Here is a 24,070-nt window from a genome sequence, read left to right on the forward strand (position 1 = left end):
GTGCATGATCGCCGCGCTGGGCTGTGCGGGACGGGCTGGGCTGTGCGGGAGGGGCTGGGCTGTGCGGGACGGGCTGGGCGGCGCGGGGCGCGCGGCTGTGCGCGGTGCGGGCCTGGGCTGGGTAAGGCGCGGGGGTGAGGGTGGGTGGTCGGGGCGCGGGGCGGACTCCTGCTGCACGAGGAGTGGGAGCGATCCGCGTCGCCCGCGCGCCTGGCTAGGCGCGCGGGCGATGAGGTGTGCGGGCGTGTTCCGCGCGTCAGGGGGTGGCGGAGGCGTTGGCGGCTATCTCGGGGAGGTCGGCGGGACCGGGGTCGGCGGCCGGCGGGGGAGTGCTGGCGGGGTTCTGGGCGGCGGCGCGGACGGCGGCGGCCACCGCCGGGGCCACCCGGGAGTCGAAGACGCTCGGCACGATGACGGTGGCGTTGATCTTCTCCTCGCCGACCACGTCGGCGATGGCCTGGGCGGCGGCGAGCGCCATCTCCTCGGTGAACTCCTCGGCGTGCGCGTCGAGCATGCCGCGGAAGACGCCGGGGAAAGCGAGCACGTTGTTGATCTGGTTCGGCTGGTCGGAGCGGCCGGTGGCCACCACGGCGGCGTGCTTGCGCGCCTCCCGCGGGTCGACCTCCGGATCCGGGTTGGCCAGCGCGAAGACGATCGAGTCCTTGGCCATCCGGGCGACGTCGTCGCCGGTGAGCAGGTTCGGGGCGCTCACCCCGATGAAGACGTCCGCACCCTCCAGCGCCCCGGGCAGGTCACCCGAGTAGCCGTCCCGGTTGGTGTTCTCGGCCAGCCACTGCCAGGCCGGGTTGAGGTCGGGCTGGCCGCGGTGCAGGGCCCCCTGGCGGTCGTACGCGATGATGTCGCCGACGCCCTGGCGCAGCAGCAGCTTCATGATCGCGGTACCGGCCGCGCCGGCCCCGGAGACGACCACCCGCACGTCCGCCAGCCGCTTGCCCACCACCCGCAGCGCGTTGGTCAGCGCGGCCAGCACACAGATCGCGGTGCCGTGCTGGTCGTCGTGGAAGACCGGGATGTCCAGCGCCGCACGCAGCCGCGCCTCGATCTCGAAGCACCGCGGCGCCGCGATGTCCTCCAGGTTGATCCCGCCGTACGCGGGCGCGATCGCCTTGACGATGGCGACGATCTCGTCGGTGTCCTGGGTGTCGAGCACCACCGGCCAGGCGTCCACCCCACCGAAGCGCTTGAACAGGGCCGCCTTGCCCTCCATCACCGGCAGGGAGGCCGCCGGGCCGAGGTTGCCCAGCCCCAGCACGGCCGAGCCGTCACTGACCACGGCCACGGTGTTGCGCTTGATGGTCAGCCGGCGGGCGTCGGCCGGGTTGTCCGCGATCGCCTGGCAGACCCGGGCCACCCCCGGGGTGTACGCCCGGGACAACTCGTCACGGGTCCGCAGCGCGACCTTCGGGCTCACCTCGATCTTGCCGCCGAGGTGCAGCAGGAAGGTGCGGTCGGAGACCTTGCGTACGTCGACCCCGTCGAGGGTCCGCAGCGCGTCGACCACCTGGTCGGCGTGGCCCGCGTCGGCGGTGTCGCAGGTGAGGTCCACGATCACGTGGTTGGGGTCGGAATCGACCACGTCCAATGCGGTGACGATGGCCCCCGCCTCGCCCACCGAGGTGGTGAGACGACCGATCGAGGAGGCATCGGCGGGCACGGCGATACGGACCGTGATCGAAAATCCAGCACTGGGCAGTCGGGTGATGGCCACGCAATTCCCTCCGGCGGCGGCGAACGGCTCATGGAATTTCTACCCGTTCTACCTGGGCCTCTGGCAGCCACCCCCAATTGTGCTGCTTTGTGTGCTGGGCATATAGCGGGTGCGACCGGCGTTGCCACGTGACAGGATTACTTCGTACAGCAACAGTTCGGACAGGAGAAGCGCTTGCGAGACCAGGAGACCTACGTTCTCGACGACGACATCGAGACAACCACCGGTGAGTACGAACTCTCCGAGCGGCAGGCGTTGCGACGGGTCCCCGGCCTCTCCACCGAGCTGACGGACGTCACCGAGGTCGAGTACCGCCAGCTGCGACTGGAGCGGGTGGTCCTGGTCGGGGTCTGGACCGAGGGCACCCAGGCCGACGCGGAGAACTCCCTCACCGAGTTGGCCGCGCTTGCCGAAACCGCCGGCTCCGAGGTGCTCGAAGGGCTCATCCAGCGACGCACCCGGCCCGACCCGGCCACCTACATCGGTCGCGGCAAGGTCGACGACCTCAGCGCGATGGTGCTCGCCGCCGGTGCCGACACGGTGATCTGCGACGGTGAGCTGTCCCCGTCCCAGCTGCGCAATCTGGAGCAGCGGACCAAGGTCAAGGTGGTCGACCGCACCGCGCTGATCCTGGACATCTTCGCCCAGCACGCCAAGAGCAAGGAGGGCCGCGCCCAGGTCGAGTTGGCCCAGCTGGAATACCTGCTGCCCCGGCTGCGCGGTTGGGGTGAGACCCTGTCCCGGCAAACCGGTGGTTCCGGTCGCGGTGGGGGCGCCGGCGGCGGTGTGGGTGTGCGTGGTCCGGGTGAGACCAAGCTGGAGACCGACCGGCGACGGATCCGCCACCGCATCGCCCGGCTGCGCCGGGAGATCAAGGCCATGAGCACCGTACGCGAGACCAAGCGCTCACGTCGCTCCCGCAACGCGGTCCCGGCGGTGGCCATCGCCGGCTACACGAACGCCGGCAAGTCCAGCCTGCTCAACCGGCTCACCGGGGCCGGTGTGCTGGTGGAGGACGCCCTGTTCGCCACCCTGGATCCGACCACCCGCCGCGCCACCACGGCCGAGGGACGGGTCTACACCCTCTCCGACACGGTCGGGTTCGTTCGGCACCTGCCGCACCAGATCGTCGAGGCCTTCCGCTCGACCCTGGAGGAGGTCGCCGAGGCCGATCTCGTGGTGCACGTGGTCGACGGCACCCATCCCGATCCCCAGGAGCAGGTCCGGGCCGTGCGGGAGGTGCTGAGCGAGGTCGGCGCCGACCGGCTGCCCGAACTGCTGGTGGTCAACAAGACCGACGCCGCCGACGAGGAGACTCTGCTCCAGCTCAAGCGGATCTGGCCGGATGCGGTGTTCGTCTCCGCGCACAGTGGGCGGGGCATCGAGGACCTTCGCGCCACCATCGAGCAGCGGTTGCCCCGTCCGGCGGTCGACGTGCGAGTCGTGCTGCCGTACGACCGGGGTGATCTGGTGGCCCGGGTACATCGACAGGGTGAGGTGCTCAGCACCGCCCACCTGGCGGAGGGCACGATGCTGCACGTACGGGTCAACGAGGCATTGGCGGCCGAACTGGCCCCGTACCACGACACGGCGGAGACGATCCGTACCGCCCGGTAACGCGGCTGCCACGTGACCCGGCGGAAACCTGCGGCATGCGACACTTCCTTCATGCTCCGCACTGCTTCCCCGGTCACGGTGGCACTCGGCCTGCTCGGGGCCACCGTGGCTGTCGCCGGTGCCGTCCTGGCGGCGCCGGTACCGCAGCCTGCCTCCGCTGCGTCGGCCGTCGCGGTGACAGGCCGGGCGGCGGCGCCCAGCACGGTCCTGCCGGCGGCCCTCGGCTCGCCGTTGGCCAAGGCGGGCAAGAAGCAGTGCACGGTCACTGATCCGCGCCTGCGGGAGATGTCCGGTCTGGTGGTCACCCGCAACGGGTACATCGTGATCAACGACAGCACCGACCAGGCCGACCGCAAGCGGGTCTTCTACCTCAACAAGGACTGCCAGGTCGTCCGCGACGTGGGCTTCTCCGGTGCGGGGCCCTTCGACACCGAGGATCTGGCCCTCTCGCCGGACAAGAAGAAGCTGTGGATCGCCGACACCGGCGACAACGTGACCAGCCGGCAGCGCCGCGAGCGGGTGGCCGTCTGGAGCATGCCGGTCAACGGCAGTGAGCAGCCCAAGCTGCACCGGCTGGCGTACCCGGACGGCAAGCCCCGCGACGCCGAGGCCCTGCTGATCGGCGACGACAACCTGCCGCTGATCATCACCAAGGTCACCGCCGGCAAAGCCGAGATCTTCGCCCCGGACGGGGCACTGAAGACCGGTGACACCGAGCCGGTGCCGATGAAGAAGCTCGGCGACATCACCCTGCCGAAAACGGACACGGAGAACCCCCTGAGCACCTTCGGGCGGGTCGCGATCACCGGTGCGGCCCGGTCCCCGGACGGTTCCCGGGTGGTGCTGCGCACCTACGCGGACGCCTTCGAGTACGACGTCCAGAACGGCGACATCGTCGGTGCCCTGACCAACGGCAGCCCTCGGGTCACCGCCCTGGCCGACCCGTTCGGCGAGGCGATCTCGTACTCCACCGACGGGAAGACCTTCCTGACCGTCTCCGACGCCGGTCACCTGGACGACGACGAACCGGTCGACATCCTCAGCTACACCCCCTCTACGGAGGGCCCGAAGAACCTGGCCGAGGATCCGGACGCGGCCAAGAAGTCGACCGGCCAGTCGTTCCTGGACGGGTTGACCCTCGACGACATCACGTACCTGATCGCCTCCGTCGGGGTGCTCGGTGCGTTGCTGGTCGGCGCGGGCATCTTCGGCATCCTGCGGGCCCGCAAGCGGCGGCCACCCGCGGGCAAGGGAGGCGACCGCGACGACGGCGGCCCCGGACCCACCGGCGGTAGCGACGACGGTACGCCGAAGGACCGCGCCCGCTCCGGTGCTGTCTACGGCGGTGGTGGCAGTGCCGCTGGGGTCTACGGTGGCGGCTCACCGGACGGTGAACGCCCCGGGGTGGCCCGTTCCGGGCCGGTCTACGGGGGGCGTACCGGCGGCAACGGTGCCCGTCCGGGTGGTGGCGGTGTCTACGGCGGTGGGGGCCGTGCCGGCGAGGCCGGCCCCGGTAACGGCGGTCGACCCGGCGGCGGGGTGTACGGCGGCGGGGCCCGGTCCGGCGGCCCACCACCCGCCGGCGGTCGCGCGGAGCCCCCGCGAGGTGGTGCACGTGTCGAACCGCCCCGGGGCGGTGGCCGAGCGGAGCCGCCACGCGGCGGTGGCCGCGCGGAACCGCCACGGGGTGACGCGCGCGCGGAGCCGCCACGCGGTGGGGGGCGTGCCGAGCCGCCGCGGCGGGGCGGTGGCCCGGCCGAGAACGACTATCGGGGTCGACGCTCCGGTCGCTACCGCGAAGACAACTCCGAGCCCTACGGCCAACCGCCTGGCGGCACCTACGGCTACCGGGGCGACCGGTACTGATCCGGCCGTGGCCAGCACCGGGCCGTGAGCACCGGTCGGTGCCCAGGGCGGTTCCTGGGCACGGCCCAGCACCGGTAGGTGCCCAGGTAGATCCCTGGGCACCGTCGAGATGGGGTGGCTGGGTGCCGGTCAGATCCGGCGCAGTACCGCCACCACCCGACCCATGATGGTGGCGTCGTCACCGGGAATGGGGTCGAATGCCGGGTTCTGCGGCATCAGCCAGACGTGACCGTCGCGGTGCCGGTAGGTCTTCACGGTCGCCTCGCCGTCCAGCATGGCGGCGACGATCTCCCCGGAGTCGGCGGTCGGCTGCTGCCGGACCACCACCCAGTCACCGTCGCAGATGGCCGCGTCGAGCATCGAGTCGCCCTTGACCTGGAGCATGAAGACCTCGCCCTCGCCGACGAGTTCGCGGGGCAGCGGGAAGACGTCCTCCATCGACTGCTCGGCGAGGATCGGCCCACCGGCGGCGATCCGGCCGAGCATCGGCACGTACGCCGGGGTGGGTCGCTGGGAGCGGCTCAGCTCGTCGTCGAGGTCAGCGGGTGGGCGGACGTCGACCGCCCGGGGTCGGTTCGGGTCCCGGCGCAGGAAGCCCTTCTTCTCCAACTCCTTGAGTTGGTAGGCGACGCTGGAGGGGGAGACCAGCCCGACCGCCTCGCCGATCTCACGCACGCTCGGCGGGTAGCCGTGCCGTTCCACCCAGGTACGGATGAAGTCCAGGATGCGCCGCTGCCGGGCGGTGAGGTCGGCGGTGGCCGGGTCCGGGAAGCTGTTGGTCACCGGGGCCACCGGGCGTACCGCGGGCTGTGCCGCCCGGGCGCGGGTGACACTGCGGCGTCGGGTGGGCGGCGGCCCCGCCTCGCTGCTCTGCTGCGGGCTGTGTGGCCGGTTGGCCCGGTCCTGGGTCACGTCCGTCCTCCCTGGTCGGCGCTGGGTGCCTCGGCGGCTCGTGGTGCGTGCGGTGGTCTGCCGGACAGCAGGTCGACCATGGTCACCTCCGGCTGTTCAGACCGTATAGGTGAGATCAGTCATTTTCAAACATCTGTACGAGGTTTCTCCGCGTGTCGACACGCCTGACGGTGACAGTCGTACGCCTGTTCTGATAAATGATACGTCTGCTCGAACGGATGTTCGATCCGATGCCTTTTCTGAAGATCCGATCCCCTTGGGCGGTAACCGGTATCACCCCGGTGCGTTGGGTTCTCGGGTTGCGCCGGAGTCGCCGGTCGGGTGGGCTGTCAGGCGACGCGCCGGACACGCCGGTCAACTTGACCGCGGTTCGCCAGCGGCTTAGGTTCAACCCCTAGATGTAGTAGTCACATGGGCGTAACTCGCCTACAGGTTGGGTTCGACTACGGACCGCACTCCCGTACAGTCAGGTCGGCGGCCATCGGTTTCAGGATGGTTCGTCGCGCTGAATCGTGCCCGGAGGCGGCCGTAGGCGTGCCCTTTGTCGATCAAGGAGGTCGGGCGATGCGGTGTCCGTACTGCCGGCACGCCGACTCCCGCGTGGTCGACTCGCGGGAGGCCGACGACGGCCAGCTGATCCGTCGCCGACGCTCCTGCCCGGAGTGCGGCAAACGGTTCACCACGGTCGAGGAGGCCGTGCTCGCGGTCGTCAAGCGCAGCGGGGTGACCGAGCCGTTCAGTCGTACGAAGATCATCGGTGGGGTGCGCAAGGCCTGCCAGGGCAGGCCGGTCGACGAGGACTCGATCGCCCTGCTGGCGCAGCGGGTCGAGGAGACCATCCGGGCCAAGGGGGCCGCCGAGATCCCCAGCCACGAGGTGGGGCTGGCCATCCTGGGTCCCCTGCGGGACCTGGACGAGGTCGCCTACCTGCGGTTCGCCAGCGTGTACCGGTCGTTCGACTCGCTCGCCGACTTCGAGCGGGAGATCGAGACGCTGCGGGCCGCCGCGCTGGCCCGGCAGGGTGCCGAGGCCGAGACGGCCGGCGCCGCCGGCCCCGCGCAGTGAACTTTTTTCAGCGGTAGTGACAGTCGGATCGCGCGGTGCCGCGCGGACGAGGGGGCGGATGAGATGCCGGGGGATGGCGTGACAACAAGCAGGGTACGAAGCAAGGCCGGCGCAGCTCTGAAGGTCGAGCGGGTCTGGACCACCGACGGTGTCCACCCGTACGACGAGGTCGCCTGGGAGCGGCGCGACGTCGTGATGACCAACTGGCGGGACGGCTCGATCAACTTCGAGCAGCGGGGGGTGGAGTTCCCGGAGAGTTGGAGCGTCAACGCGGCCAACATCGTGACCACCAAGTACTTCCGGGGCGCGGTGGGCACCCCGGAGCGGGAGTGGTCGCTGCGGCAGCTGATCGACCGGGTGGTCACCACCTACCGCACCGCCGGTGAGGAGTACGGCTACTTCGCCTCCCCGGCCGACGCCGAGATCTTCGCCCACGAGCTGACCTGGATGCTGCTGCACCAGGTGTTCAGCTTCAACTCCCCGGTCTGGTTCAACGTCGGCACGCCCTCACCCCAACAGGTCAGCGCGTGTTTCATCCTGGCCGTCGACGACTCGATGGACTCCATCCTCGACTGGTACAAGGAGGAGGGGCTGATCTTCAAGGGCGGCTCCGGCTCCGGGGTCAACCTCTCCCGGATCCGCTCCTCCCGGGAACTGCTCTCCTCCGGCGGCACCGCCTCCGGCCCGGTCAGCTTCATGCGCGGCGCGGACGCCAGCGCCGGCACCATCAAGTCCGGCGGCGCCACCCGGCGGGCGGCCAAGATGGTCATCCTGGATGTCGACCACCCCGACATCGAGGAGTTCGTGGTCACCAAGGCGCGCGAGGAGGACAAGATCCGCGCCCTGCGTGACGCCGGGTTCGACATGGACCTGGGCGGCGCCGACATCGTCAGCGTGCAGTACCAGAACGCCAACAACTCGGTCCGGGTCTCCGACGAGTTCATGACCGCGGTGGAGAACGGCGGCGGCTTCGACCTGCGGGGTCGGCTCGACGGGCAGACCATCGAGACCATCGACGCGAAGAAGCTGTTCCGCACCATCTCCCAGGCCGCCTGGGAGTGCGCCGACCCCGGCCTCCAGTACGACGACACCATCAACGACTGGCACACCTGCCCGGAGACCGGTCGGATCACCGCCTCGAACCCCTGCTCGGAGTACCTGCACCTGGACAACTCCTCGTGCAACCTGGCCTCGCTGAACCTGATGAAGTTCCTCCGCGCCGACGGTGGCTTCGAGGTGGAGAAGTTCGTCAAGTCGGTCGAGTTCGTCATCACCGCGATGGACATCTCGATCTGCTTCGCCGACTTCCCGACGGAGAAGATCGGCGAGACCACCCGGGCTTACCGGCAGCTCGGCATCGGGTACGCCAACCTGGGTGCCCTGCTGATGGCCTCCGGCCTGCCGTACGACTCGGACCAGGGCCGCTCCCTGGCCGCCGCGATCACCTCGCTGATGACCGGCACGGCGTACCGCCGCTCCGCCGAGCTGGCCGGGATCGTCGGGGCGTACGACGGCTACGCCCGCAACGCCGAGCCGCACAAGCGGGTGATGCGCAAGCACGCCGCCGCCAACGACGAGATCAAGCCCAGCGGTACGGTGGCCACCGCGGTGGTCCGCGAGGCGACCAAGCAGTGGACCCAGGGCAACAAGATCGGTGAGAAGAACGGCTGGCGCAACTCGCAGGCCAGCGTCCTCGCCCCGACCGGCACCATCGGCCTGATGATGGACTGCGACACCACCGGTGTCGAGCCGGACCTGGCGCTGGTCAAGTTCAAGAAGCTGGTCGGCGGCGGCTCGATGCAGATCGTCAACCAGACCGTGCCGCGCGCCCTGCGTAGCCTCGGCTACCCGGAGGAGCAGGTCGAGGCGATCGTCGAGCACATCGCCGACCACGGTCACGTGGTGGACGCCCCCGGCCTCAAGCCGGAGCACTACCCGGTCTTCGACTGCGCGATGGGCGAGCGGTCCATCGCCCCGATGGGCCACGTACGGATGATGGCCGCGGTGCAGCCGTTCATCTCCGGTGCCATCTCCAAGACGGTGAACATGCCGGAGCAGGCCACCGTGGAGGACGTCGAGAAGATCTACTTCGAGGGTTGGAAGCTCGGCCTCAAGGCCCTGGCGATCTATCGGGACAACTGCAAGGTGGGCCAGCCGCTGTCGGTGGCCAAGCCCAACAAGACCACCGAGCCGGCCCCGACCACCGCGGTCGCGCCGGTGGTGGAGAAGGTCGTGGAGTACCGCCCGGTGCGCAAGCGGCTGCCGAAGAAGCGTCCCTCGGAGACCATCTCCTTCTCGGTCGGTGGCGCCGAGGGCTACCTCACCGCCTCGTCCTACCCGGACGACGGCCTGGGCGAGGTCTTCCTCAAGATGTCCAAGCAGGGCTCCACCCTCGCCGGGGTGATGGACGCCTTCTCGGTGGCCATCTCCATCGGCCTGCAGTACGGCGTCCCGCTGGAGACGTACGTCAGCAAGTTCACCAACATGCGCTTCGAGCCGGCCGGCATGACCGACGACCCGGACGTGCGGATGGCCGCCTCGGTGATGGACTACATCTTCCGTCGCCTGGCACTGGACTTCCTGCCGTACGACCGCCGCGCCGAACTGGGCATCTTCACCGCCAAGGAGCGGGCCGCCCAACTGGCGGCCGAAGCCGAGGCGGAGGCCAACGGCACGGATCTGACCGCGATGGCCGCCTCCGCCCCGGTGGAGAACCGGCCGGAGGAGCCGAAGGCCGGGCCGATCGCCCAGCCGGCCCAGGAACTCGCCGAGGTCGCCGCGGTCAAGCCGGCCCCGGCGGTCGGTTCCAGCACCGAGCTGCTGGAAGCCGTGATCGGCAAGGCCGCCGACGCGCCGCTCTGCTTCACCTGCGGTACGAAGATGCGTCCCGCCGGCAGCTGCTACGTCTGCGAAGGCTGCGGCTCCACCAGCGGCTGCAGCTGACCCACCCCACCCCGACCGCCCGGCCTCGCACCCGAGGCCGGGCGGTCGCCGTCACCCTGGCCCCCGGTTGACCCGGATGGCGTGGCGGCGGGCGATGGTGCCGCACCTCCCCTCCAACCCACCCGCCACCCCATCCACACCCCACCCCCTCCCGCCCCTTCTCCGCGATCTTGCACTTTTCGTCGCAACAAAAGGTGCATAGCAGGTCTTTTTAGCGACCAAAAGTGCAAGATCGGCGCGGCGGCCGGCGGCGCGGCGGGGCGAGGGTGGGGTGCGGGGTCAGGGGTGGGGGAGGGTGGTGAGCATGGTGGTCAGGTGGGTGCGTTCGGTGGTGTTGTCGGTCAGGGCCAGGGCGGCGCGGTAGGCGTCGGCGGCTTCGGTCGGGCGGTTCAGACGGCGGAGCAGGTCGGCGCGGATCGCCGGTAGGTAGTGGTAGCCGGCCAGACGGGGGTCGCGGGCCAGGGTGTCGACCTCTGCCAGGGCCGACTCCGGACCTTGCACCATGGACACCGCCACGGCTCGGTTCAGGGCGACCACCGGGGACGGCCAGCGGGTCAGCAGCGCGTCGTAGAGCCGGAGGATCTGCGGCCAGTCGGTCGCGGCGTAGCTGGGCGCGTGGGCGTGCAGCGAGGCGATGGCGGCCTGTAGGGCGTACCGGCCCGCCCGTCCGGTGCGCAGGGATTCGACCACCAGCCGATGACCCGTACCGATGGCGGTCCGGTCCCAGCGGGAACGGTCCTGGTCCTCCAGTCGGAGCAGCCGACCTTGATCGTCGGTGCGGGTGGCCCGGCGGGCGTCGGTGAGCAACAGCAGGGCGAGCAGTCCGCCCACCTCGGGCTCGTGGGGCATCAGCTCCCGCAGCATCCGGGCCAGGTGCAGCGCCCGGTCCACCAGGTCGGCGCGGACCAGGTCACCGCCGGTCGGCGCGGTGTGCCCGGTGGTGAAGAGCAGGTGTACGACGGTGAGCACCGCGTCCAGCCGTTCGGGCAGTTCGGCGGTGTCCGGTACCCGGTACGGGATCCGGGCCGCCGAGATCTTCTTCTTGGCCCGGGTGAGTCGGGCCGCCATCGTCGACTCGGAGACCAGGAACGCCCGGGCGATGTCGTGGGTGCTGACCCCGCAGACCAGACGCAGCGTGAGGGCCACCTGCGCCTCCCGGGGGAGGGTCGGATGGCAGCAGGTGAAGACCAGGCGTAGCCGGTCGTCCGGTACGGCTACCTCGTCGGGCGCGTCCGGCTCGACCGGCTCCGGCTCCACGAGCAACGGAAGCTTCGTGCGGAACACCTGCCGCCGGCGCAGTACGTCGAGGGCTCTGCGGCGGGCGATGGCGGTCAGCCAGGCACCGGGCTTGTCCGGTACGCCGTCCCTGGTCCAGGAGCCCAGCGCCGCGACGTACGCCTCCTGGACGCACTCCTCGGCCAGGTCCAGGTCACCGGCGACCCGGGCGGTGGCGGCGAGCACGAAGGCCCACTCCCGGCGATGCGCGTCGACCAGCGCCTGACCGGTGCCGCTGAGATCGTGCGGCGTGGCGCCGGTGGGATCGCACGGCGTGGCACCGTCGGACACGGCGGGCTCTGCGCCCTCGTTCACTCCGTCGGGGCGATGAACAGGGGTCGGACCTCCACCCCGCCGTGGATGGTGGCCGGGTTCAGCTTGGCGATCTCCAGTGCCGCCTCCCGGTCGGGTGCCTCCAGTACGTAGAACCCGGCGACGACCTCCTTGGCCTCGATGAACGGGCCGTCGGTGACGAGGTCCCCGCGTACCGCGGCGGCGGTGGTGCTCGGTTGCAGCGCGAAGCCGGTGACGATCCGCCCGCCCAACTCGGTCACCTTCGCCGGATACTGTTCGAGCAACGCGACGTAGTCGGGGGTCAGCTCCATCGGGTCGGCCGGTGCCGGCGAGTAGATCAGCACTGCGTATTCGGGCATGAGTCCTCCTTGGATCGCTGTTCATCCTCGGCGCAACCGGCGCGGGAGGCCAGCGTGAACCGGTCCGGGCGGAAAGATCTCCACCGATCCGCCTACGCGCTCAACTCGACAGGGCACGGCCGCACCAGGCAGCGCATCCGGTACGGCTGCCTAGACTGCCGCGATGAGCGGAGAGCGACGGCCCTTGGCGGGGCGGCCCCTGACCGAACCGCATCCGTCCCGGCTGTCGCCGGAGCATCCGGAGCGGAAGCGGATCCTGGCCGCCCACGCCGCCGCCCTGGCCGCTGGTGAGGCCGGGTACCTGGACCCGGCCACCGGCCTGTTCGTGCTCACCGCCGGCTATCTGGCCCGGCGGGGCACCTGTTGTGGCCGGGGCTGCCGGCACTGTCCGTACGTGACCTGAGGCAGGCCTCAGGCTGCGGCGACGAACACCCGGGAGGCCACCTCACGGGGCAGCCGGATGCTCTCTCCGGAACGGTCGATGGAGACCCCGTCGCGTTCCTGGGCCACCGTGACGGTGGCACCCGGGTCCACCCCGGCGGCGTGCAACTGCCGGAGCACCTCCGCGTCGGTCTGCACGCTCTCGCAGATCCGCCGGACGACCACCTGCCCGGTCAGGCCCGGGAAGGCCAGGTTCCGCTCGCCCTCGACCGGCTCCGGTTCGGTCTCGCCCGGCGAGCCGAGATCCTCCAGCCCGGGGATGGGGTTGCCGTACGGCGACCTGGTAGGCCGGTTCAGCAGGTCGTAGACCCGCTTCTCGACCGCGTCGCTCATCACGTGCTCCCAGCGGCAGGCCTCCTCGTGGGCCTCCTCGTAGGGCATCCCGATGATGTTGACCAGCAGCAGTTCGGCGAGCCGGTGCTTGCGCATCACCGAGACGGCGGTGCTGCGGCCCAGCGGGGTGAGGCTGAGGTGGCGGTCGCCCTCGACGGTGAGCAGGCCGTCGCGCTCCATCCGGGCGACGGTCTGGCTGACGGTGGGGCCGCTCTGGCGCAACCGTTCGGCGATCCGGGCGCGCAGCGGCGGTACGCCCTCTTCCTCGAGTTCGAGGATCGTACGCAGGTACATTTCGGTCGTATCGACCAGGTCGTGAGACTTCATGGTGTCAGCGGCCCTCCAATGATCGATGGTACCCTCCCGCACCTTCGACAACTGTCGCCGAACCGCAGCCAGGGCTCACCGATGGTGTTGACTGAGCGACATGTCCGCTACCGATGATCTTCTGGTGGAGGCGGAGCAACTCGCCGCCGAACTCGCCGCAGCCGACCCGCCCACCCTGCTCGACGTCCGCTGGCGGTTGACCGGTCCGCCGGGCCGGGCCGACTACGCGGCAGGACATCTGCCGACCGCGGTCTTCGTCGACCTGGACACCGCCCTGTGCGGCCCGCCGGGACCGGAAGGTCGCCACCCCCTGCCCGACCCGGCCGCATTGCAGTCCGCGCTGCGGGCCGCCGGGGTGCGGGCCGGTCACCCGGTGGTGGTGTACGACGGGGGTGACGGCATGGCCGCGGCCCGCGCCTGGTGGACCCTGCGGTGGGCCGGACACCGTCCGGTACGCCTCCTGCACGGCGGCTTCCCGGCCTGGGCGGCGGCCGGTCTGCCGGTCAGCACCGACGAGCCGGACCCGGTACCGGGGGACGTGACCCTGACGCCGGGCGCGTTGCCGGTGCTGGACGCGGCGGGCGCCGCCCGGCTGGCCGCCGCCGACGAGGGGGTCCTGCTCGATGTGCGTGCCGCACCCCGGTACCGGGGCGAGCATGAGCCGATCGATCCGGTCGCCGGGCATGTCCCCGGTGCGGTCAACCTGCCCGCCCCGGAGTACGTCACCGAGGGACGGTTCGGCTCTGCTGCGGCCCTGCGCGACCGGTTCATCGCCGCCGGGGTGAGTCCCGGCGCGCCGGTCGGGGCGTACTGCGGCTCCGGGGTGACGGCCGCGCAGGCCGTGCTGGCGCTGCATCTGGCCGGTCGACCGGACGCCGCGCTCTATGTCGGCTCCTGGAGCAACTGGGTGGCCGACCCGCAGCGGCCGGTCGCGGTCACCCCTCCGTCGGGCCCCTGACCGCGCCAGCCGACCCCTGACGCCCGGCTGGTTGCGTGCGACCATGGTCAGATGTCCGAAGACACGGTGGTGGTGTGGGACGAGTCCCTGCTCGCCTACGACCTCGGTGACCACCCGCTTGACCCGGTACGGGTGGAGTTGACCATCGCACTCGCCCGGGAACTGGGTGTGCTGCAACGGCCCGGGGTACGGCTGGTCCGGCCGTGGCCGGCCGACGAGGCGCTGCTCACCCGGGTGCACGACCAGCGTTACCTGGACGCGGTCCGGATGGCCCCCCGCGAACCGTACTTCTCCGGCTTCGGTCTGGGCACCTCGGACAACCCCGTCTTCGACCGGATGCACGAGGCCAGCGCGTTGATCGCGGGTGCCTCCGTGGCCGCCGCCGAGGCGGTGTGGTGGGGGCAGGCCCGCCGGGCGGTCAACGTGGCCGGCGGCCTGCACCACGCCATGGCCGCCCGGGCGGCCGGGTTCTGTGTCTACAACGACCCGGCGGTGGCCATCGCCCGCCTGCTCGACCTCGGCGCGCAGCGGATCGCGTACGTCGATGTCGATGTTCATCACGGCGACGGGGTGCAGCAGATCTTCTGGGACGACCCCCGGGTGCTGACCGTCAGCCTGCACGAGACCCCGTTGGCGCTGTTCCCCGGCACCGGCTTTCCCGACGAGACCGGCGGCCCGGGTGCCGAGGGCACCGCGGTCAACATCCCGTTGCCGCCCGGTGTCTCCGACGCCGGTTGGCAGCGCGCCTTCCACGCGATCGTGCCGTCGGTACTGCGTGCGTTCCGCCCCCAGTTGCTGTTCACCCAGTGCGGCGCGGATGCCCACCGCAGCGATCCCCTGGCCGACCTGCATCTGTCCGTCGACGGTCAGCGGGCCACCTACCTGGCCCTGCGGGCCCTCGCCGACGAACTGTGCGAGGGACGCTGGGTGGCCACCGGCGGCGGCGGGTACGCCCTGGTGGAGGTGGTGCCCCGGGCCTGGACCCACCTGCTGGCGGTGGCCACCGGGGCGCCGCTGGACCCGGCCACCCTGACCCCACCGGCCTGGCGGGCCCTGGCCGCCCAGCGTCGGCCCGGCACGGAGGTGCCGGTGCGGATGACCGACGACGTCGATCCCGGGTACGAGCCGTGGCAGCCCACCGGCGAGCCGAACCCGGTGGACCGGGCGATCGCGGCGACCCGCAAGGCGGTCTTCCCGTTACTCGGCCTCGACCCGCACGATCCGCGCGACTGAGCCGGCCAGGGGAGGGCCGCCCGAGGTGACCACAGCAGAACATGCCATCGACGTCCTGCTCAGCGATGGCCGAACGGTCCAGTTGCGACCGATCCAACCGTCGGACGCCCCGGCGATCGTCGCCATGCACGCCCGGTTCTCCGAGCGCACCCGTTACCTGCGTTACTTCTCGCCGTACCCCCGCATTCCCGAGCGGGACCTCCAGCGGTTCGTCAACGTCGACCATGTCGACCGGGAGGCCTTCGTGGTGCTGGCCGGCGAGCGGATCGTCGCGGTCGGCCGCTACGAGCGGCTCGGCCCGGCCGCACCCGACGCCGAGGTGGCCTTCGTGGTGGAGGACGCCTACCAGGGGCGGGGGATCGGCTCGGTGCTGCTGGAACACCTGGCCGACGCCGCCCGCCGGGCCGGCATCGTCAACTTCGTCGCCGAGGTGCTGCCGGCCAACGGCGCCATGCTGCGGGTCTTCGCCGACTTCGGCTACCAGGTGCAACAGCAGTTCGCCGACGGGGTGGTGCACCTGACCTTCCCGATCGCCCCCACCGAGGCGACCCTGGAGGTGCAGCGCGGCCGGGAGCAGCGGACCGAGGCCCGCTCCATCGCCCGGCTGCTTGCCCCGCGTGGCGTGGCCGTCTACGGGGCCAGCGCGACCGGCCAGGGGGTCGGCGCGGCCGTGCTCGGGCACCTGCGGGACGGGGGTTTCACCGGCTCGGTGGTGCCGGTGCATCCCAACGCGACCCGGGTCGCCGGGCTGCCCGCGTACCGCTCGGCGGCCGACGCGGGGCTGCCGGTGGATCTGGCGGTGGTGGCCGTACCACCGGAGTCCGCGCCCGAGGTGGTCGCGGACGCGGCCAAGGCCGGGGTGCACGGCCTGGTGGTCATCTCCGCCGGCTTCGCCGAGGCCGGGGTGCAGGGTGCGGCCGCCCAACGGACCCTGGTCCGGGCGGCCCACGCGGCGGGCATGCGGGTGATCGGCCCGAACTGCCTGGGGGTGGCCAACACCGACCCGACGGTACGCCTCAACACCACCCTGGCCCCCCGGCTGCCGGTGCCCGGTCGGGTCGGCATCTTCAGTCAGTCCGGCGCCTTCGGGGTGGCGCTGCTGGCCGAGGCGGATCGACGTGGCCTGGGCCTGTCCAGCTTCGTGTCGGCCGGTAACCGGGCCGACGTGTCCGGCAACGACCTGTTGCAGTACTGGCAGGACGACCCGGCCACCGACGTGATCATGTTGTACCTGGAGACCTTCGGTAACCCGCGCAAGTTCGCCCGGCTGGCCCGGCGCATCGGCCGGGACAAGCCGGTGGTGGCGTTGGCCTCCCCGGCCCGCCCGCCCGGGGTGGGTGACTCCGTCGGCCCGGACGAGGCGGCCGTGAGCGCCCTGTTCGCGCAGTCCGGGGTGATCCGGGTGGACACCGTGGCCGAGTTGCTCGACGTCGGGGTGCTGCTGGCCAACCAGCCGCTGCCGGCCGGTGACCGGGTGGGCATCGTCGGCAACTCCTCGGCGTTGACCGGGCTGGCGGCCACCGCCTGCACGTCCGCCGGGCTGACCGTCGCGGTGGGGTACCCCCGGGACGTCGGGCCACGGGCCAGCGCCTTCGACTTCGCCGAGGCGCTGGCCGCCGCTGCGCAGGACGAGAACGTCGACGCCCTGGTGGCCCTCTTCGCCCCGCCCCTGCCCGGCCAGCTGACCGGCACGGAGGCGGACTTCGCGGCCGCCCTGCCGGTGGCGTTGACGGCCGACAAGCCTGCGGTGGCGACCTTCCTGGTCGGCCGGACACCGGCCGGAGTGCCCGCCTACCCGAGTGTGGAGGAGGCCGTCCGCGCCCTCGCCCGGGTCACCGCGTACGCCGACTGGCTGCGCCGACCCCCCGGGGTGCTGCCCGAACTGCCCGACATCGACCCCCAGGCGGTGCAGGCGGCGCTGCGAGGGGACGGGGCCGACAATGCGGCCCTGCTGGCCGCGTACGGCATCGAGGTGGTCGAGTCCGTGCCGGCCGGTTCGGCCGAGGAGGCGGTCGAGGCGGCGACCCGGCTCGGCTTCCCGGTGGCCCTGAAGGCCGCCGCCGCTGGCCTGCGGCACCGCCTCGACCTCGGCGCGGTCCGGCTGGACCTGGCCGACGCCGCCACCGTACGCCGCACCTACGCGGAACTGGCGACGACCTTCGGCACCCAGGTGCTGGTGCAACCGATGGTCCCGCCCGGGGTGGCCTGTGTGGTCGAGGTGGTGGAGGATCTGGCGTTCGGTCCGGTGGTCGGATTCGGGCTGGGTGGGGTCGCCACCGAGTTGCTCGGCGACCGGGCCTGGCGGGCCGTTCCGCTGACCGACCGGGACGCCGCCGAGCTGGTGGACGCGCCGCGCGCGGCACCACTGCTGCACGGGCACCGGGGAGCCGCTCCGGTGGACCGGTCGGCCCTGATCGACCTGCTGTTGCGGGTCGGACGGCTGGCCGACGAACAGCCCCGGGTCCGCTCCCTGACCCTCAACCCGGTGCTGGCCCGGCCGGACGGCCTGTCGGTGCTGCACGCCGGTGTCGGGGTGGGCTCCGCGGTAGCCCGCCCCGACACTGGCCCCCGTCGTCTGTGAAGCGTCGACGCGCGGCATCCGACCGGGTGTCGGATCGGTCAGGCCCGGCTGGAGATCTGCTGTACCGCCCAGGCATTGCCGTCCGGGTCCGCGAAGTGGATGAAGCCGACGTTGTCCAGCGGGTCCGGTACCGGCCTGGGGTTCTCGCCCAGCACCTGGATCTCGCTGACCTGGACGCCGCGTTCGAGTAGTTGGGCCCGCGCCTTGTGCAGGTCCGGTACGACGAGCTGGAGCCCCTTCAGCGACCCCGGCGGCATCTGCGGCACCGCGCCCTTGCCGATCACGATCGAGCAGCCGGAGCCCGGCGGGGTCAACTGCACCAGCCGGATGTCGTCGTTGACCACGGTGTCGTGGTCGACCGTGAAACCGAGTTGGTCGGCGTAGAACGCCTTGGCCCGGTCGAGGTCCGAGACCGGTACGACGACCACTTCCAGTGTCCAGTTCACAGCTTCACTCCTGGTGTTGTCGCCAGCAGTCCGGCGAGTCGGATGTAGCTCTCGGTGACGCCCGCGGGTCATCGGGTAGCGCAGTGCCGTGGCCCGCCCGAGGGGGTGGCGAAGCGCAGCGTGGTGCGCCGGCCAGTTCGGTGAATTCGTGGTCGACCACTGTCTCGCCGGGGTACGACTGATCGTCGAACAGTTCAGTGTAGATCAGCCGGTGGGGCGGGGTCAAGCCGACACGACGATGTCGGCCCCGGCGAAACCACCGGGGCCGACATCGCAGCAGTTCACCTCACCCGCTCAGCAGGCGTACGCCTCCAGTCGCTGGGCCCGCTCCGGGGCCCGCAACTTGAGCAGCGTCACCTTCTCGATCTGCCGGATGCGCTCGCGGGACAGGCCGAACTCCCGGCCGACCTCGTCCAGGGTGCGCTGGCGGCCGTCGTCCAGCCCGAACCGCAGGCGGATCACGGCCTGCTCGCGCTGGGACAGGGTGGCCAGCACGATGCTCACCTCGTTGCGCAACTCCCCCTGCACGGCTTCGTCGGCGACCATGGGGTCGGCGGCGGCGACGAAGTCACCCAGAGCACTCTCGCCGTCCTCGCCGACGGTCTGGTCCAGACTCACCGGCTCCCGGTCGTACGAGATCAGCTCGATCACCTGGAACTCGGGCACGTCGAGGGCCCGGGCGATCTCGGCGACGGTAGGTTCGCGGCCCAGCGACACCGACAGCTCGCGGCGGGCCCGGACCATCCGGTTGACCTGCTCGACCATGTGGACCGGGATGCGGATGGTGCGGGCCTGGTCGGCCATGGCGCGGGTGATGGCCTGTCGGATCCACCAGGTGGCGTAGGTGGAGAACTTGTAGCCCTTGGTGTAGTCGAACTTCTCGACGGCGCGGATGAGGCCGAGGTTGCCTTCCTGGATGAGGTCGAGGAAGGCCATGCCGCGACCGGTGTACCGCTTCGCGATGCTGACCACCAGGCGCAGGTTGGCCTCCAGCAGGTGGTTCTTCGCGGCCTGACCCTCCTGCACGATCACCGTCAGGTCGGCGCGCAGCTCGGCGGAGACCGGAGTGCAGGTGCTCAGCTTCTCCTCGGCGAAGAGCCCGGCCTCGATCCGCTTCGCCAGGTCGACCTCCTGAGCGGCGGTGAGCAGCTTCGTACGGCCGATGCCGTTGAGGTAGGCGCGGACCAGGTCGGTGGAGACGCCGCGCTCGTCGGTGGCGTCCAGGTCGGTCAGGGTGTCGATGCCGGGCTCGGCCTCGATGCCGACGCGCGTCTGGTGCTCCATCATCTGCAGACCCATCTCCGTCTCCCCGTTTCGTCCGTGCGATGTTGCGCGGCCAGTTCTGCCGGTGACACACAGCTTGGCGGTCGGGGCGTAAAACGGGAGTGAGGCGATCGAGAACCCGACAGCACCACATCGGTCGATTCGGTTGATTCGCCGGGTTCGGGTTGCCGACTCCGGTTACCGTGCCTGCGGCCGGGCCGACGAGGTGGTCTGCCGAGGTGGGACAGAGACGGTCGAGTGACGGAGGCAATGGTGGTCTTCAAGCGACTCATGCAGGCGATGGGAGTCGGTGGCCCCTCGGTGCAGACGGTGTTGGCGAATCCGAACTGTCGGCCGGGAGGCCAACTGGAGGGCACCATCACGGTCAACGGCGGAGAGCACACGGTGGACATCTCCTACGTGGCGCTGGGGTTGCTGACCCGGGTCGAGGTGGAGAGCGGCGACAGCGAGTACTCGACCAACCAGGAGTTCCACCGGCAACACGTCACCGGGGCCTTCCGGCTGGAAGCCGGACAGCGGCACGACATCCCGTTCCGCTTCGAGGTGCCCTGGGAGACCCCGGTTACCGAACTGTACGGACGGCACCTGGCCGGAATGACCATGGGACTGCGTACGGAACTGGAGGTGGCCCGGGCGGTCGACTCCAGTGACCTGGACGCGGTGGCGGTGCACCCCCTGCCGGCCCAGGAGCGGCTGCTGGAGGCGTTGCTGCGGTTGGGTTTCCGGTTCGCCCGAGCCGACCTGGAACGGGGGCACATCTACGGTGTGCACCAGACCCTGCCGTTCTACCAGGAGATCGAGTTCTATCCGGCCCCGCAGTACGCCGGCGCGATGAACCAACTGGAGGTCACCTTCATCGCCGACCCCCGACAGGTGCAGGTGGTGTTGGAGCTGGACAAGCGCGGCGGGCTGTTCACCGAGGGTAGGGACGTCTTCGGCCGGTTCACCATGGACCACGCGACCCTGGACCAGACCGACTGGGCCGCCCGACTCGACGGCTGGCTGCGGCAGTCCCTGCAACGCCGAGGACTCTTCGGCTGACCTCCCGGGCCGCCCTCACCGCGCAGGTGAGGGCGGCGCGCTCGTCAGAGGTCGAGCAGGATGGTGCGGGGGCCGACGTTGACGCTCTCCACCAGCATGTGCGCCCGGAAGCGACCGGTGTGGACCTGGGCACCACGCTGACGCAGCGCCTCGACGACCGCCTCGACCAGGGGCTCGGCCACCTCGGCCGGGGCCGCGGCCGTCCAGGAGGGGCGGCGACCCTTGCGGGCGTCGCCGTACAGGGTGAACTGGCTGACCACCAGGATCGGCGCGGCGACCTCGGCGGCGGAGCGTTCCTCGTCGAGGATCCGCAGCTCGTGCACCTTGCGGGCCATCGTCCGGGCGGTCTCGACGGTGTCGGTGTGGGTCACCCCGAGCAGCACCAGCAGCCCGTCGGTGATCGCACCGACCACCTCGCCGTCGACCGTGACGCTGGCCCGTCCGACGGTCTGCACCACCGCGCGCACTAGGACCCCACCGGCTCGATGAAGCCCCGCTCCACCAGGTGCGCCACGATCGGACCGGCGGCCTCGGCCAACTCCTCGACGGCGACGTCGTGCGCCACGGCGAGCAGGGCGAGCTGGTCCCGCAGCGGCAGCCGCCCGTCGGCCCCGCCGACCAGGGCCAGCACCAGCGGGTCGATCTCCTCGTTCCAGCGCAACCCGTGCGGCATGGCCAGGACCTGACGATCCACCCCCCAGCCGTCCTCGCCCATGGTGGCCTCCTGGTGCAGCCGCAGCCCCTCGGCGGCACGGTAGCGGGCGGCCAGCAGGCCCTCGGTGCCCTGCGCCCGCAGCCAGTCCTGCCGATCGAACCAGGTGGCGATGCGCTCACCCAGGGGCGACTGCACCCGTTGGCGCAGATCCTCGACCCGCAGCACCGGGTCGTCGTGCCCACTTCGACGCAGCGAGACGATGCCGAAGCCGATCGCCTCCACCTTGTGCGCGTCGAACCAGTCCAGCCAGTCGGCCATCCGCTGGGGATCGGCGACTTCACCGACGTCGGTGAGCCACAGGTTGACGTACGCCATCGGGTCGGCCACCTCGCGCTGGATGACCCAGGCGTCCAGTCCGGTGTCGGCGAACCAGCCGGTCACCCGCTCTGCCCAGTCCTCGCCGGTCACGTGCACCCAGTTGGCGAGGTACTGCATGGTGCCGCCCTCGGTGAGCAGGCGCGGCGCGGCTGCGGCCAGCTCGGCGCCGATGGCGTCGCCGACCCGGCCGGAGTCGCGGTACACATGGGTGGTGGTGCCCGGTCCGACCACGAAGGGCGGATTGCTCACCACCAGGTCGAAGCGGCGCCCGGCCACTGGTGCCACCATGTCGCCGCGCAGCAGCTCCCAGTCCTGACCGTTGAGGGCCGCGGTGGTGGCGGCGAAGCGCAGGGCCCGCCGGGAGACGTCCGTGGCGGTGACCCGCCGCGCGTGGGTGCTCAGGTGCAGGGCCTGCACCCCGGAACCGGTGCCCAGGTCCAGGGCGGTCTCCACCGGCCGTCGGACGGCGGCGCCGATCATGGTCTGGGTGGCCCCACCGATGCCGAGGACGTGCTCGGCGTGCAGGGGGCGGCCGGGGCGGGCGCTGGCCGGCACGTCCGCCAGCACCCACCAGTCGTCGTCGTACGGTTCCAGGTCCAGACCCATCCGCAGGCCCTCGCCGTGCCGTTCGACCAGCCCGGCCTCCAGTGCCTCGGCGATCGACAAAGGGGCGAGGGCCGCCGCCACGGCGGCCTCCGGCTCGGTCTGCTCGCAGATGAACACCCGGATCAGGGTGGCCAGGGGATCCCGGTCGGTGGTGGCGCGCAGGGCGGCCCGGAAGTCGTTGCGGGCCACCCCGCCGGTCGCCGCCGAGCCGAGCCGGGTGGCGATGCCGTTGGCGGTGAAGCCGGCGTTGGTCAGCGCGGTCCGCAGCGCGTCGACACCGGCGGGGGAGAGCAGCATGTCGTGTCCGTCCACCCTGTCATCCTGCCTGGTCGCACCGCCCTCTACTGCTAGCACCCGTGACATCCGAAGTCAATCGATGCACATCTCTGTTATATCCATCGATCTGACGCTAGCATCTCCTGCAACTCAATCCACGGGCGGGTCGTCCGGCCAGGAACCGGTCGGCTGCCCAGGTAAGGGAGGCAAGACGATGTCCTCAGGGTCCCCCGCGCGGCGTAGCCTCATCCGGGCGTTCGCCGTCGTCGCCACCGCGGCGGCCGTCTCCGCAGGCACCACCACCGCTGCGGTAGCCGCACCCACCGGCGAGATCCGCGGTGCCGGCGCGTCGAACGCGATCAGCGGAAGCTACCTTGTCGTCCTTCGCTCCGACGCGGTCGGCGCCGCCGGCTCGTCGGCCGCCCGGGCCGCCGTCCCGGACCGGGCCAGCACCCTGGTCAAGCGGTACGGGGGCAATGTCTCCGACGTGTTCAGCGCCGCGCTGACCGGCTTCTCGGTCAAGATGACCGCCGCCCAGGCCGCCCGGCTGGCCGCCAACCCGGCAGTGGAGTACGTGGAGCAGGACCAGAAGATCACGCTCGCGGCCACCCAGACCAACCCGACCTGGGGCCTGGACCGCATCGACCAGCGCAACCGTCCGCTGAGCGGCACCTTCACCTACCCGAACACGGCCACCAACGTGCGGGCGTACATCATCGACACCGGCATCCGGACCACCCACGGTCAGTTCGGCGGCCGCGCCACCTGGGGCACCAACACGGTGGACAGCAACAACACCGACTGCAACGGCCACGGCACCCACGTCGCCGGCACGGTCGGCGGCTCGACCTACGGTGTCGCCAAGGGGGTCCGCCTGATCGCGGTCAAGGTGCTCAACTGCTCCGGCAGCGGCACCACCACCGGCGTGATCAACGGCGTGAACTGGGTGACCGCCAACGCGGTGAAGCCGGCCGTGGCCAACATGAGCCTCGGCGGCGGGGTCAGCACGACCCTCGACAACGCGGTGGCCAACTCGATCCGCGCCGGCATCAGCTACGCCGTGGCGGCCGGTAACTCGAACGCCAACGCCTGCAACTCCTCGCCGGCCCGTACCTCTACCGCGATCACGGTCGGCTCGACGACCAACACGGACGCCCGGTCGTCCTTCTCCAACTACGGCTCCTGCGTGCACATCTTCGCCCCGGGCTCCAGCGTGCTGTCGGCGTACCACACCAGCAACACCGCCACCAGCACCCTGAGCGGCACCTCGATGGCCGCGCCGCACGTGGCCGGCGCCGCCGCCCTCGTCCTGTCGGCCAACCCCTCCTGGACCCCGGCCCAGGTCAAGACCTACCTGGTCAACAACGCCACCACCGGCGTGGTGACCAGCCCGGGCAGCGGCTCCCCGAACCGCCTGCTGTACGTGGTCAACTGACCCTCACCTGAGACCG

At 71.2% G+C, this 24,070-nt stretch carries 19 protein-coding genes; 10 read left to right on the forward strand and 9 right to left on the reverse strand.

The window, feature by feature from the left end:
- Positions 1 to 256: 256 nt before the first annotated feature.
- Complete coding sequence (locus ACLQ2T_RS07150) at positions 257 to 1,729, reverse strand: NAD-dependent malic enzyme (protein WP_425765172.1); 1,473 nt, start codon at positions 1,727 to 1,729, stop codon at positions 257 to 259.
- A 174-nt stretch (positions 1,730 to 1,903) separates the two neighbouring features.
- Between ACLQ2T_RS07150 and hflX the strand changes: the two genes are divergently transcribed.
- A complete protein-coding gene (gene hflX / locus ACLQ2T_RS07155; RefSeq protein ID WP_425765173.1) occupies positions 1,904 to 3,346 on the forward strand; it encodes a GTPase HflX in 1,443 nt (480 codons plus the stop codon).
- A gap of 51 nt (positions 3,347 to 3,397) precedes the next feature.
- On the forward strand, positions 3,398 to 5,212 hold the full coding sequence (locus ACLQ2T_RS07160) for a hypothetical protein (protein WP_425765174.1): 1,815 nt from the start codon (positions 3,398 to 3,400) through the stop codon (positions 5,210 to 5,212).
- A 129-nt stretch (positions 5,213 to 5,341) separates the two neighbouring features.
- Here the strand turns inward: ACLQ2T_RS07160 and lexA are convergent, their stop codons facing one another.
- On the reverse strand, positions 5,342 to 6,124 hold the full coding sequence (gene lexA, locus ACLQ2T_RS07165) for a transcriptional repressor LexA (RefSeq protein WP_425765175.1): 783 nt from the start codon (positions 6,122 to 6,124) through the stop codon (positions 5,342 to 5,344).
- A 564-nt stretch (positions 6,125 to 6,688) separates the two neighbouring features.
- Here lexA and nrdR point away from each other — a divergent pair.
- Together nrdR and ACLQ2T_RS07175 are read left to right on the forward strand one after the other, a co-directional pair.
- Entirely contained in the window at positions 6,689 to 7,189 is a 501-nt protein-coding gene (gene nrdR / locus ACLQ2T_RS07170) for a transcriptional regulator NrdR (RefSeq protein ID WP_425765176.1), read from the forward strand.
- A 63-nt stretch (positions 7,190 to 7,252) separates the two neighbouring features.
- Positions 7,253 to 10,132, forward strand: coding sequence for a vitamin B12-dependent ribonucleotide reductase (locus ACLQ2T_RS07175; RefSeq protein WP_425765177.1), 2,880 nt, complete (start codon positions 7,253 to 7,255; stop codon positions 10,130 to 10,132).
- 279 nt (positions 10,133 to 10,411) lie between these two features.
- On the opposite strand, the gene ACLQ2T_RS07180 is transcribed toward ACLQ2T_RS07175, so the two are convergent.
- Complete coding sequence (locus ACLQ2T_RS07180) at positions 10,412 to 11,593, reverse strand: RNA polymerase sigma factor (protein WP_425765242.1); 1,182 nt, start codon at positions 11,591 to 11,593, stop codon at positions 10,412 to 10,414.
- A gap of 125 nt (positions 11,594 to 11,718) precedes the next feature.
- Positions 11,719 to 12,060, reverse strand: a complete 342-nt coding sequence (locus tag ACLQ2T_RS07185) for a YciI family protein (RefSeq protein ID WP_425765178.1) — start codon at positions 12,058 to 12,060, stop codon at positions 11,719 to 11,721.
- A 163-nt stretch (positions 12,061 to 12,223) separates the two neighbouring features.
- On the opposite strand from ACLQ2T_RS07185, the gene ACLQ2T_RS07190 reads away from it, so the two are divergent.
- On the forward strand, positions 12,224 to 12,463 hold the full coding sequence (locus ACLQ2T_RS07190; protein WP_425765179.1) for a DUF5522 domain-containing protein: 240 nt from the start codon (positions 12,224 to 12,226) through the stop codon (positions 12,461 to 12,463).
- A gap of 8 nt (positions 12,464 to 12,471) precedes the next feature.
- On the opposite strand, the gene ACLQ2T_RS07195 is transcribed toward ACLQ2T_RS07190, so the two are convergent.
- Positions 12,472 to 13,161: a metal-dependent transcriptional regulator gene (locus tag ACLQ2T_RS07195; protein ID WP_425765180.1), complete on the reverse strand. Its 690-nt coding sequence runs from the start codon at positions 13,159 to 13,161 to the stop codon at positions 12,472 to 12,474.
- 100 nt (positions 13,162 to 13,261) lie between these two features.
- Between ACLQ2T_RS07195 and ACLQ2T_RS07200 the strand changes: the two genes are divergently transcribed.
- Genes ACLQ2T_RS07200 through ACLQ2T_RS07210 form a run of 3 tightly spaced genes read left to right on the forward strand, consistent with a single transcriptional unit; the run spans position 13,262 to position 17,933 of the window.
- On the forward strand, positions 13,262 to 14,119 hold the full coding sequence (locus tag ACLQ2T_RS07200; RefSeq protein WP_425765181.1) for a sulfurtransferase: 858 nt from the start codon (positions 13,262 to 13,264) through the stop codon (positions 14,117 to 14,119).
- A 51-nt stretch (positions 14,120 to 14,170) separates the two neighbouring features.
- Entirely contained in the window at positions 14,171 to 15,352 is a 1,182-nt protein-coding gene (locus ACLQ2T_RS07205; RefSeq protein ID WP_425765182.1) for an acetoin utilization protein AcuC, read from the forward strand.
- A gap of 25 nt (positions 15,353 to 15,377) precedes the next feature.
- Entirely contained in the window at positions 15,378 to 17,933 is a 2,556-nt protein-coding gene (locus ACLQ2T_RS07210) for a GNAT family N-acetyltransferase (RefSeq protein WP_425765183.1), read from the forward strand.
- A 38-nt stretch (positions 17,934 to 17,971) separates the two neighbouring features.
- Here ACLQ2T_RS07210 and ACLQ2T_RS07215 read toward each other — a convergent pair whose 3' ends face one another.
- Both ACLQ2T_RS07215 and sigB read right to left on the reverse strand, forming a co-directional pair.
- Positions 17,972 to 18,379 (reverse strand): VOC family protein, encoded by a 408-nt coding sequence (locus ACLQ2T_RS07215; RefSeq protein WP_425765184.1) that lies wholly within the window; start codon positions 18,377 to 18,379, stop codon positions 17,972 to 17,974.
- A gap of 294 nt (positions 18,380 to 18,673) precedes the next feature.
- Complete coding sequence (gene sigB / locus ACLQ2T_RS07220) at positions 18,674 to 19,678, reverse strand: RNA polymerase sigma factor SigB (RefSeq protein WP_425765185.1); 1,005 nt, start codon at positions 19,676 to 19,678, stop codon at positions 18,674 to 18,676.
- A gap of 237 nt (positions 19,679 to 19,915) precedes the next feature.
- Here sigB and ACLQ2T_RS07225 point away from each other — a divergent pair, with 237 nt between their 5' ends.
- Positions 19,916 to 20,704: a sporulation protein gene (locus tag ACLQ2T_RS07225; RefSeq protein WP_425765243.1), complete on the forward strand. Its 789-nt coding sequence runs from the start codon at positions 19,916 to 19,918 to the stop codon at positions 20,702 to 20,704.
- A gap of 44 nt (positions 20,705 to 20,748) precedes the next feature.
- Here ACLQ2T_RS07225 and dtd read toward each other — a convergent pair whose 3' ends face one another.
- The gene (gene dtd, locus ACLQ2T_RS07230) at positions 20,749 to 21,171 is read right to left on the reverse strand and encodes a D-aminoacyl-tRNA deacylase (protein WP_425765186.1); all 423 of its coding nucleotides are present in this window, start codon (positions 21,169 to 21,171) and stop codon (positions 20,749 to 20,751) included.
- Positions 21,171 to 22,655 (reverse strand): DUF7059 domain-containing protein, encoded by a 1,485-nt coding sequence (locus ACLQ2T_RS07235; RefSeq protein WP_425765187.1) that lies wholly within the window; start codon positions 22,653 to 22,655, stop codon positions 21,171 to 21,173. Before ACLQ2T_RS07235 ends, dtd begins: the two co-directional genes overlap by 1 nt.
- Before the next feature lie 178 nt (positions 22,656 to 22,833).
- Here ACLQ2T_RS07235 and ACLQ2T_RS07240 point away from each other — a divergent pair, with 178 nt between their 5' ends.
- Positions 22,834 to 24,054: a S8 family peptidase gene (locus ACLQ2T_RS07240; protein ID WP_425765188.1), complete on the forward strand. Its 1,221-nt coding sequence runs from the start codon at positions 22,834 to 22,836 to the stop codon at positions 24,052 to 24,054.
- The last annotated feature ends 16 nt before the right edge of the window (positions 24,055 to 24,070 follow it).

It is taken from the genome of Micromonospora sp. DT229 (genome assembly GCF_049844505.1).
In the GTDB taxonomy this organism is placed as follows: domain Bacteria; phylum Actinomycetota; class Actinomycetes; order Mycobacteriales; family Micromonosporaceae; genus Micromonospora.